The organism is Microcoleus sp. BM001215392 (assembly GCF_036700185.1).
Classification (GTDB): domain Bacteria; phylum Cyanobacteriota; class Cyanobacteriia; order Cyanobacteriales; family Microcoleaceae; genus Microcoleus.
The window spans coordinates 1-10,581 of sequence record NZ_JAUBOJ010000267.1; the positions used below are offsets into that span (position 1 = coordinate 1).

Sequence of the window (10,581 nt, forward strand, 5' to 3'; positions counted from 1 at the left end):
TATCTTGATTTTGCTTCAGCAGCTTTGGGTAATGGTTTTGGAGTGTAAGAAGACTGCGATTTCGACGCGATCGGCATTACCGATCGCATTAGCATACATGATGGCAAATCCCGATCTGGATAAACCGAGATTTGGGATGTTGACGAATGGCGATGATGTGTTGTTTGTGAAACTGATGGCTCAACCTACACCCGAATACGGGTTATCGCGGGCATTTTCGATTTATACTGTACGAAGTGAATTGCGATCGGCGTTTCAAATCTTGAAGCATTTAGGGCAAGGAGTCACTTTACAATTTTACCCATTTAGACCATTTTAGTGCAATGATTGCACGATTTGGGCTCTCGCCTGTCTAAGGTGAATTCCGCATATAATCCTTATTAACAGCAGCATTTTGAATCTGATTACTAAATATATCAAGCATTCCCATAATTTCTGTGTGTAACTCTATATACTCTTCTCTGTCAACCGTCAAATAGTTACCATGTGCAATTTCGTTTCTTGTTTTCAAAAGCTTAATATCGATTAACACGGACTTAGTAGAGTAGACTGAAAAGTCTATTCCCAGAGTACAAGTTATTTCTTTTAAAATGTCAGAAGACAGATTGGATGCCGTAGAAATTGCATCTTTGTCTTTGTATGGCAAAGAGCATTGAGTATTTAAATTAGAAAGGAAGAAATCACAAATAGGTATATATAACGATGGTTTATTTGTGTCTCTAGCTTCGTTCAATTTTGTCTTCATTGCCAGAGCTAGAAAATTGCTACTAAGCTGATCGTAGCGCAGCTTTTGCATCGCAACATACTCTAGGTAACTATTTGATGCTAATTTGACAAAACCTTCCCAATGGGCATAGAGAATACATATTCCACTCCGAATCAACGCATTATGCCTTTGAGGAGAAACATTTTTCGCTTCTACCAAGGATTTAACTTCTGAAAGTTCCTTTTTTCGCCAAGCAAGATCAGTTGAAAGTTTATCACTTAGTTGTCCAGCAGTTCGGATACTCATTAGGGTGAAAATACTTCTCTACCAAGCGGAATCAGGTAAGGTAAACGTCTTGCAGCATTCACGCCAGCTCCCGACCATTTTTGATAAATTGGATGTGACCAAATACCTTTTATCTTATCAGATATTTGGTTTGTTTGAGGTAGATTTTTATAGTTATATCCGATTCCCAATGCTACCACTTCATATGCGGATAATATAAAACCACCAATGAACCTGTCTTGTTCAGATTTATATCTTTTGAAACTATCATCACCTGTAATTTCATTTAGAAGATCGAATGTTGTTTTGAATGCAGTTTCTATATGCTGATAATCTAATTTTTTATTAACAGCGATTTCACGCATCTTATCTGTCAGGAAAACGCTAACATCACCACCCAACTTGTGAAGGCTTAGCTCATCTTGATCGAAGAGAAGTATGAAACGCAATACTAACTCCATATCATACTGTTCTTCATAAAGTCTATCACTTAAAGCCGTGCATTTTTTGAATGCTTCATAATCTGCCAGTGAACGCATCAATTGATATAAATCTTGATTCAACATCAAAAGAATGCAATTTCTCACTTCTTGAGGTGTAGCAACTGAACCTCCTGTGTTTAGTCGTTGAAACAGCTCATATTTAATCATTTCATCGCTTTCTTTCTCAACAATATTGACAGCAATTTTTGAGCGTTTAATCAATAAACGCTGTGTTTGAGTAAAAGAATTATCTTTGTCATTTGGATCGTTCCATTTCTTTCCTTCTAAAGAATCTAAATATGTAGTTTTTTGTAGAGCTACTGGCTGTGTATTGTTTTCTGATTCATCTTTTTCTGATTCATCTTTTTTCAAAATACCGACAAATTCATATATTGTTGATAGTCTCTGAACACCATCTACAACATCCCAAACACCATCATCTCTTTGGCTAACAAAAATTGGTGGAATAGGTATACCTAGCAAAAGTGATTCTATAAAGGTTGATTTTTGATGATCGGACCAACGGAAAAATCTCTGAAAATCTGGATGAATATCAATCTCACTGCTCTCATAAAGACTGATCCACTCTCCAATAGACATTGAGTAGCCATCAGTCCTAATTTCTTGCCTTGTTTTGTCAATCTCATCTTGCAGGGACATAGTTCAAGGTGTGTTAAATGTTGTTATGTATAACTTTGCAGAATAGGGATACTTAGCTATTCTACTGTACTCCGTTGCGCCTGACAGAAAGTCAGTCTTTAACCCTGTAGATTATAGCAGATCAAACGATTTGTTGCGTAAGTCCTATTGGGTAACCAAATTACTGCCGCCGAGTACCCTGAATAAACTCCGTCCTTGCCTCAATCCTTGAAGGCATCAAAACGCAGCGCACCAGCAATTCTAAATCCAACTCTGGCAACAACTCGCTTCTTGAAACTTGCTCGTAATTATCCTCGCGCAGCCCATAAACAGAAAGTCGATTATTTTCCCAAAACCAAACTTCAGAAATGCGAAGTCGCAGATATTTAGCTAGTTTATTTGTACTCCCGCTAGTAATTGTTACCTCCACTGCTAGATCGGGATGCTCTTTTATTGAACCTATATAATAAGACTCGTCTGGTTCAAACGATACATCTCTTGCCCGATCTCTGCGAGTTGCACTTCCTACAGGAAAGAATTCGATTACGAGTTCAAAAAATTACGCTTCTAGCAATATAGCGATCGCCTTTTTAAAGCTTTCATGGTCTTCGCCCAGTGTCATAAAATCGATCCACCCATCAAGATAAGTTATCCGCAAACCAGGAGAGTCGGCGATCAAAGATTCGAGATCCTCAAATTGCTCCCAACTATAATAACCGGGGAGAAGCAATCGCTGTTCGGGAAGGGTAACTGTTTGTTCTAAAAGTTTTGGTGTCATAGGTATAACTATCCTATTTTAAATATTGCTAGCCCCTACCTCTAATCCTGGAGGCAAGTTTTGAATTTTGGGATTATTTGTAGTAGTAAGGTGCGCAGTGCGCACCCTACAAGTAGAGTCTGTGCGATCGCGAACTAACCTAGTTAAAACCAGGCAGGGGCACTCTCTCACATTCTAACTTAATGAACTAACCCGATCGCCCTTTTAGTCAAGGCCTCAGCAGTCAACCCATTAAACGCCATCAACTGACCCGCACTAGCAGTAGTTTCCCCGCGCTTCCAAGCGAAAGTATCGCGCGGACAATTGCTGCGGAGCATAACCGGTTCCAACATCCCAGAAGCACCGCCTGTCACGCCAATCAAGGCATCTCCGCCAAACATTTGGGCAAATTTCTCATCGCTCAAAAAGCCGCCGTCAGCTTCCGAACAAGTATCCCAGGCAACATCGCTAGCACGGTACAAACGCCGGGGATTCACAACAGAAACAATCCGCACTCCAATGCCTTCTGTTTCCAAAAATGCCGCCGCTTCAAACACTGGCATTAAAGTCATGTCGCCAACAACTGCAAACACAACTGTCTTATCTCCTGCTATTTCATGCAACACGATCGCACCGTCTTCCAAACCTTGGCGAGTTTGTGCAAAAGTCGTCCGAATTGGCAACGGCGACTTGCTCGCAGTAATCACAACTCCCTTATTTCTGGCACTCAAAGCCCAATCGTAACAAGCTTGAATGCTGTTAGCATCGGGTGGAAACAAAGGAAACACATTTCCGTTGCGCATCATCGCCGCAAAATAAGCCTCAATTTCCGGGCGTTGGTGCGTCCAACCGTTGCGGCCTTGCTCTAAAGCACCCGCTGTAAATAAGGTGACAGTTGCCGGAGTTGGACGGCGCAATTCTGCCATTGCTTGGGTGACAGTTTGCCAAATTGGTAAACCGTTAATGGCAAAAGATTCGTAGGAACACCACAAACTGCGCGCGCCAAATAGCGACAAACCTACGGCTAAACCCGCACAAGCATCTTCGCTCAAAGGTTCGTAAACTTGACCGTTTGGCGATTGATTGTACAAGTCATCCGTCGTCGGGTGAATAATTTTCAGAGCTTGGTTGATGTTGGCAATTGCCGATGCTTCGTTTCCATCGGCATTGGTGACAAGAAAAGTGCGATCGCGCTCGCCGACAGTTCCTACCAAACGTCCCATTGCAGTTGTCGAAATTTTCGCTTCTCCACCAACGGCAAATTCTTCTAAAGGCAACTCGCCCAAATCTGCTAGCGGCAATGTAAACTCAGTAACAACGGTTTTCGCAGCAGGCCCGCCACCAGCACGTTCGCAATTTGTCCGCACCAACTGCCACGCCTCAGCAGTCAAAGCCCGCTGTTTTAAAGCGCTAATAATGTGTGGAGCATCGAGGGTATCTTTCGGATAAAGGTTGTGGGATTTTGCACCCAATGCGTGGACGCCCGCACCTTTTAACTGTTTGATAATAAACACAGTTAATTTGCCGCCGAGAGCAGATTTGGCTGCTTTGTCAACTCCTTGTAAAACAGCTTTGGTAAATGCCATCCGCTGTTCGAGGGAAAAAGCTGTGCTGTCAACATAAGCTTCCGGTTGATTTTTGTCGTCAAATTCCTTAGCATCAACTAAGATGACTTCTTTAAAACCGTTTCCTTGCCAATAAGCAATCATTTCCGCATTGGTTTTAGTCGAAACCATGCTGTGATGTTCTTGCGAATATCCGTTCCAAACTAACACTGGCAAAAAGTTAGTAGCCTTCGGATAAGCAGTGTGGAAATGCCCCATGCTGCTCATCGGATAGGGTTCGCCCATGCCGCCGTCGCCCATGGTGAAAGCAAACAGTTTTCCGGGGTGCAAAAGTGCGCCCGCCATTGCGAAATGCTGTCCTTGTCCGAGGGGGCCTGCTGGTGCTAAAAGGCCGGGAATAAAGCCGGAAAGATGTCCTAATAAACCGTCTTTTTCGCGGAATTTATCGCGCGCTTGCTGCACTTTGACAATTCCCATGTCTTCTAAAGATCGATCGAGAAACATGGCACTGTAAAATCCGGGTGCGTGGTGTCCGACTTCGGTGACAATGTTCTTGTGTCCGAGCATCACCAATGCAGCGTAGGCTTCAGCTTGGCTAGCAAACCCCCCCGGATGTCCCGATGCCTTGCTGGCTGTGATTTGCAGCGTCAGGTAGCGCAGAGCGTCTGCTCCGAGCATCGTTTGAAAGACGGCGGCTGGATCTGCTGGATCGGCGATCGAATTGCTTCCTTGGGCGATCGCAGGTGTTTTCCCGTAAGTCTCAAAACCCGGCATATTCTCCGAGAAATACTGGATTCCTTCGCAAAAACTGGGAATTGCTGACGTTGCCTTCGGCGTAGTTGCAGTCATGCTTTAATACCTGAAAATTTTGACTTGGATTAAGTAACAGTAATTTTATAGCTTCTGTGTTGCAAAAAATCATCACTTCTGCTAGGTCAAATCATAAATCAGTCAAATATCTCAAATTTTTACAGGAATCCCCAAAGCGGTGACAACATTGTTGATTGCTCAAACTATTAATTTTATTCCCTCTTCCTTCTTCCGTCTTCCTTCTTTTTACCTTGAGCGAAGCCGAAAAGCCCTCTTCTTTTTTTACCTTGAGCGTAACCTTTCTATCGCGTCCGATCGATTGACCCCAATAAGTAAGGTTTGTAGTGCGGACTAAAGTCCGCACTACAAACGGTTTTTGTGATGGTAATCAACCGGACATGATATTATTCCTGATTCCCTTTTCCTTCTGTCAACTCTCAACTCCCAACTGTCAACTCCCAACTATTCCTCTACGGCTCGGCAATATCTACATCCAGCCGTTCCCCAAGATTAATATAAATCGGAGCGCCGCTTTCAAAAAGAGACGGTCTAGCCTTTTGATTCGCCAGCCAAACAAAGAAAGTGCTAAGTGCAGGAGCCGGATCTTGATCGCGGCGCAACGTGTATATCAAACCTTCGCACGGCCCGTTAATCCGGCTGCTCGTGCAAATAGCTTTTTGATTGTTTACCATACCGACAGTGACATAATTAAGCTGTTTGTTGCGGTTATAATTATCCAGTCGCTGAGTCACTTGTTGACAGCGAGTCAGAGGATCGTAGCCAGCACTAGAAAAGAAATTAGAATTCCAGCGAATCCAAGGTTCCCTAAACCCTTGGGGATTTTGATATACAGTCACTGGTTCTCCTGTTGAGGTATCGCACACAAATCCGCCCCTCTGGAGATTCGGTTGAGTTTGGGGAGAGCTGCGGCTGATGGCAATATTGCTGAGAATATCAAACCCGTTAGGTAAGGTTTGCGATCGCAACGCCGTAAAAGCATCGATCGGGATTGCGGCATTCAACCCAGTTTTAATTTCCTCAGTCTGACCGTTCCACTGGCTCTGCACCGTACCAACAGTATCTCCTTGGCCGTGAATTCCCACAACTCTGCCATCAGCATCAAATACAGGCCCGCCACTCATCCCACGCCTTGTCACAGCTTGATAGCGCAATCCGTACCCGGATGATGCGCGGCCGAGGCGAGAAGAGATAATACCAGCAGTAAATTCGAGTTTTCTTTCAGATCCAGAGGCGATGGGGAGCGGATAGCCAGCAACATAAATAGTAGAACCGACAACAGCACGTTCCGATTCGCCGATTGGTGCTACTGGATACCGATCTCGGCTCTGAAACTGGATTAAAGCTAAGTCTATATCGCGATCGTTTTTCGGGAGTCGCTGTACTCTGATTGCTATATAGCTTTTTTCTAAATGAGTGCGAATGCTGTATTCTTGGGCGAGACTTGCCACTACGTGATTCGCCGTCAGAACAGTGTAAACATTCCCCTGTTTAGCAATAATTACTCCTGAGCCACTAGCCGCAAAACCCAGCGTGTTGTTCACTTCCACAGTTGTAAACATCGCTAACTCGGCAATTTCTTGGGCTGTTTTGGCACAAGCAGTAGATTGTTGACCGACAATTGCTGCCACAGTTACTGCACCCGTCAAGATGACGGTCAACACATTAAACCGCAAACCCCACGAATTCATCGCTAACTCCCTGGATGAGACGAGACGAACTGCAAATATGTACTGATAGGAATTCCCCAACTAGATTTAATCATTTTTTCCAATAATTCCGGCGTCGGTTCACTTCCATCTTCAAAAGCATAGACACCAAAACCGGGATCTCGATGCTTACCTCGACCGTTAATCCCAACTAACAAACCTTTAGCATTAAAAATCGGGCCCCCACTCATCCCAATTTTAACCTCATTTGTATAGCCCAAGCTATACCCTTGAGGTAAAGATTTTGACAGCAGCAGTTCTACGAACCCCGCAGCTACTGCCAAGGCCCCAGTAGCTGCGGGGAATCCGACAGCCAGCAGCGGCTCTCCCACGGCTGCCGGCTGCGCGCCAATTGGTGCTACTTGATACTCGATCGCGCTGCGAAACTCAACAGTCGCCAGATCCGTATCGCCCAAGCGCCTCGGAACTTCCAGCAGTTGGTGGATCAGGCCGTCACTCGTAACGATGGTGCGATCGCCCCTGTCAAAAGCCACAACGTGCCAGCTAGTGAGCACAGTATAGGTTTGTCCCTGGCGCTGGACGATCGCCCCAGAACCCGAAGATTTCGCCGTCTGGATGCGTACTGCGGTTTGACGCGCCAACTTTGCCACGTCATCCCCCGGAATTGACGGTGAGATTGGAAATTTGGCAATCTTTACCGCAGTTCCGAGGGCTGGGAAAAAGGGTGCAGTCGCGCCTCATCAGTAATATTTTCCCCTAGCTTTGCTCTGACATCAATGTAAGGAATATAACCGCTTTCTTCCGTAGATGGCATCCCTACCTGACCTTGGCGCCAAGCTAACAAATTATACAAAGAGCCGATCGGGTCTTGGCCGGGTCTGAGCGTATAAATCAAATTTTGACAAATGCCATTGACTTGATTCGCCGTGCAGATCACGTTCTGCCCGTTCATCTGACCAACGGTAATGTACTTGAGCATTCGGTTGCGGCGATAGCTTTCGAGGCGTTGGCTGACTAATTGACACCGAGTTGTGGGATTGTACCCAGAACCGGAGAAATAATCCGAAGTCCACTCAATCCAAGGCTCTACGGCACCTTGAGGGTTTTGGTACATCGTCACTGGTACACCGCCAGAGATGCTGCACCAAAATCCACTTTCCTTCGCTAAAGACTGGGCATGAGTGGGTTCACAAACCACTGTCAGGCTGCTCAGGGCGATCGCTGTTGTCGCCAAAACTTTGGTCAATTGCTGTTGGATCATGTTTTCGCTTGATTTTTAGTAGATTTGTTACAAAAAGCACCTGATTCTGCGATAATACTCTTGATACGCAAGTTAATTAGAGATCCGGATCACAGCAAATTTCAGCTCGATCGAGTGCACATCAGAAACTCGGAATCATGGCCGACTCTGACAGGTGCAGCCCTAGGGAAACCAGTTTTTTTTGTACTTCAGTTTGCTGAAATCTTCTGTATGTTGTTCGCTACTTGCAGATTCCTTATCGCGGTGCTTTCGGCACGGTTGTTGAACCATGCCGCAATACGTGGCAAGAGTCTAAATTCTGTCGTCATTACTACTATCAAACTCAAGCTTTCGCCAACCGGAAAGAGGCTGTTACCTCAGACCTTGGGATAGCTAAATTTGCATGGGGTACATCACACCACTGACAAGGTATTTGATCTAACTTGCGATTTAAATCGCCTGGTCGATCTGCGGAGATACGAAGAAGGCAGGGTTGCACCAATGAGGGGAGATACCCCTCTTGTGTAACTTAACACTAAAACAAAGGTATTAGCAAGCAACATTTCGGACATTTTTTGATTACCGACCGTATAATCATGGTTTCATGACGATCCTCTGCGAGGCCGATGCTAACGAGGCACAGGATATTCTTCCCTTGTAAATCAAGGATTTCAGACGGCGCTCTAAAAACAGTCCGGACTATTAAACAAGAACTCTGAACTTATTTTCGTCTTCGTACTGCGGAAATACTTCTAAGTGAGTGTAATCAGGGATTAAGTGCTTGCTACCACCAAAATTTCGCCCGACCTACACTGATGTTTAGTTGAGTATTAAAAAGTTATGAACCTTATCTGCAAACAGTTCGGGTATTTAGCGACTGGATTAATTTTGATCGGGGGTAGCAGTTGTTCTAGCTACGATGCAGCAGCTAAATCAGCCGAAAACCAGAGCCAACCCTCAGCAAGCAGCCATCAGTTCCCACACCTACAGCTAACGGGCAATCAACTTGATAGTCGATCGGCTCGAGTAACGCAGCCCTCTAACTCTGTGAACTCAGTTTTAGCGAGTACCAAAGTATCAGAAATCACGGCAACAGTTGCGGTTTATGAGGTAGACAATCTTTGTCAAAGTCTTAAGCCAGCAACAGTTACAGGCCCAGAGAACCAGTTAATGTCATCGGCCGTTAATGAAGTATTAAAGCAAGAGATATTCGCGAGTCTGGGTTTAGTTGGTTATCGGCTTAAAATCGATCGCGACCTCGGAATTGCTACCGTAGATTTACGGGCATCGGGCAATTCCCGCCAGAAATTACAAAATCTGTCAAGTTGTCAGATGTTAGGTTTGTTCGGGGGCGTGCGCCAAACCTTAACGAGTTATGCTCCTTGGCAAATCAAAACTGTGCGTTTTACAGAGGTTGGAGAGGACATTGTGAGTACCGTTAGAGAATAATCTCGTGAACTACCCAACGCTGACATAGAGGTACAGCGTGGGCTTCTGACTTCATTGGGGATTGCGTCAGCTTAGACTTACGTCCCGGCTTCGGACTCACATCCCCTCCATCAGCAGCAGTCCTGGTTCCCAAGACCGATAGCATTCTGATTCCTTCTGCTCTGATATTTATTGAGGCGTTTGGGTCCCTATCGCGATCAGTACCGCAATTAGGACAAGTCCATGTCCTAACGTCTAATGGCATTTCATGCACCTGATAGTGGCAATTTGAGCAGAGTTTCGAGCTAGGAAACCATCGGTCAATCTCTACCAACACTTTACCTTCACGGTCTAGTTTGTACTGCAAGAAATTGACAAACATCCCCCAACCTACATCAGAAATTGCTTTAGCTAGTTTGTGGTTGCGAACCATGCCCTTAACGTGAAGGTTTTCGACTACGATGACTTGGTTATCGCCAACAAGCTTTCTGGATAGCTTATGCAAGTAGTCTTGACGGACATTGCTGATTCGTTCGTGAACCCTAGCAACCAGTTTCTTGGCTCGATCTCTCGACTTGCTTCCTTTCTCCTTTCTGGCTAGTTTTTGCTGTTTTCTTTTCAGGTTGCGTTTATGTTTTGCTAAATGCTTAGGATTAGGGTATTTGGATGTCTTGATACCATCATTGACAACAGCAAAATCTTTCAATTCCAAGTCAATTCCTGCAACTTTTCCATCGGTGTGAGCCACTGGTTTGTCTCCTTCGAGTTCTGTCAGCACAGAGGCATAGTATTTTCCTGAAGGGGTCATGCTGACTGTTACAGTTTTGATAATTCCTTCAATCGGTCGATGTAACTTGACTTTAACAATGCCGACACGACCGGGAAACTTGAGGAAACCATCAACAATTTTGACTGACTGCGGATACTGAATAGACTTGAATTGCAAAAATCGGAAAACACCCTAAAATTATCTGCGTTTAT

At 44.7% G+C, this 10,581-nt stretch carries 10 protein-coding genes and 1 pseudogene; 2 read left to right on the forward strand and 9 right to left on the reverse strand.

Features of this window, described 5'->3' with window-relative positions; genetic code table 11:
• Positions 1-319: pseudogene (locus QT974_RS23590) on the forward strand (type I restriction endonuclease subunit R); the annotation flags it as partial.
• A 33-nt stretch (positions 320-352) separates the two neighbouring features.
• Here QT974_RS23590 and QT974_RS23595 read toward each other — a convergent pair.
• The 8 genes from QT974_RS23595 to QT974_RS23625 form a co-directional block, all read right to left on the reverse strand.
• Positions 353-1,012: an MAE_28990/MAE_18760 family HEPN-like nuclease gene (locus tag QT974_RS23595; protein WP_333470851.1), complete on the reverse strand. Its 660-nt coding sequence runs from the start codon at positions 1,010-1,012 to the stop codon at positions 353-355.
• Positions 1,012-2,133 carry a DUF262 domain-containing protein gene (locus QT974_RS23600; protein WP_333470852.1) on the reverse strand — a complete coding sequence of 374 codons (1,122 nt, stop codon included), beginning with the start codon at positions 2,131-2,133 and terminating at the stop codon, positions 1,012-1,014. The genes QT974_RS23595 and QT974_RS23600 overlap by 1 nt, the downstream gene beginning before the upstream one ends.
• A 160-nt stretch (positions 2,134-2,293) precedes the next feature.
• The gene (locus tag QT974_RS34825; RefSeq protein WP_442933208.1) at positions 2,294-2,656 is read right to left on the reverse strand and encodes a Uma2 family endonuclease; all 363 of its coding nucleotides are present in this window, start codon (positions 2,654-2,656) and stop codon (positions 2,294-2,296) included.
• Positions 2,657-2,671: 15 nt separating this feature from the next.
• Positions 2,672-2,890: a hypothetical protein gene (locus QT974_RS34830; RefSeq protein ID WP_442933206.1), complete on the reverse strand. Its 219-nt coding sequence runs from the start codon at positions 2,888-2,890 to the stop codon at positions 2,672-2,674.
• A 179-nt stretch (positions 2,891-3,069) separates the two neighbouring features.
• Positions 3,070-5,283, reverse strand: a complete 2,214-nt coding sequence (locus tag QT974_RS23610; RefSeq protein ID WP_333470853.1) for a phosphoketolase — start codon at positions 5,281-5,283, stop codon at positions 3,070-3,072.
• A 431-nt stretch (positions 5,284-5,714) separates the two neighbouring features.
• The gene (locus tag QT974_RS23615) at positions 5,715-6,953 is read right to left on the reverse strand and encodes a COP23 domain-containing protein (RefSeq protein ID WP_333470854.1); all 1,239 of its coding nucleotides are present in this window, start codon (positions 6,951-6,953) and stop codon (positions 5,715-5,717) included.
• A 2-nt stretch (positions 6,954-6,955) separates the two neighbouring features.
• Positions 6,956-7,582 (reverse strand): S1 family peptidase, encoded by a 627-nt coding sequence (locus tag QT974_RS23620; RefSeq protein WP_333470855.1) that lies wholly within the window; start codon positions 7,580-7,582, stop codon positions 6,956-6,958.
• A 44-nt stretch (positions 7,583-7,626) separates the two neighbouring features.
• Positions 7,627-8,193, reverse strand: coding sequence for a COP23 domain-containing protein (locus QT974_RS23625; RefSeq protein WP_333470856.1), 567 nt, complete (start codon positions 8,191-8,193; stop codon positions 7,627-7,629).
• A gap of 819 nt (positions 8,194-9,012) precedes the next feature.
• On the opposite strand from QT974_RS23625, the gene QT974_RS23630 reads away from it, so the two are divergent.
• Positions 9,013-9,621, forward strand: a complete 609-nt coding sequence (locus QT974_RS23630; protein WP_333470857.1) for a hypothetical protein — start codon at positions 9,013-9,015, stop codon at positions 9,619-9,621.
• On the opposite strand, the gene QT974_RS23635 is transcribed toward QT974_RS23630, so the two are convergent.
• A complete protein-coding gene (locus QT974_RS23635) occupies positions 9,611-10,546 on the reverse strand; it encodes an RNA-guided endonuclease InsQ/TnpB family protein (protein ID WP_442933207.1) in 936 nt (311 codons plus the stop codon). The two genes, QT974_RS23630 and QT974_RS23635, sit on opposite strands and share 11 nt — an antisense overlap.
• Between the last annotated feature and the right edge of the window lie 35 nt (positions 10,547-10,581).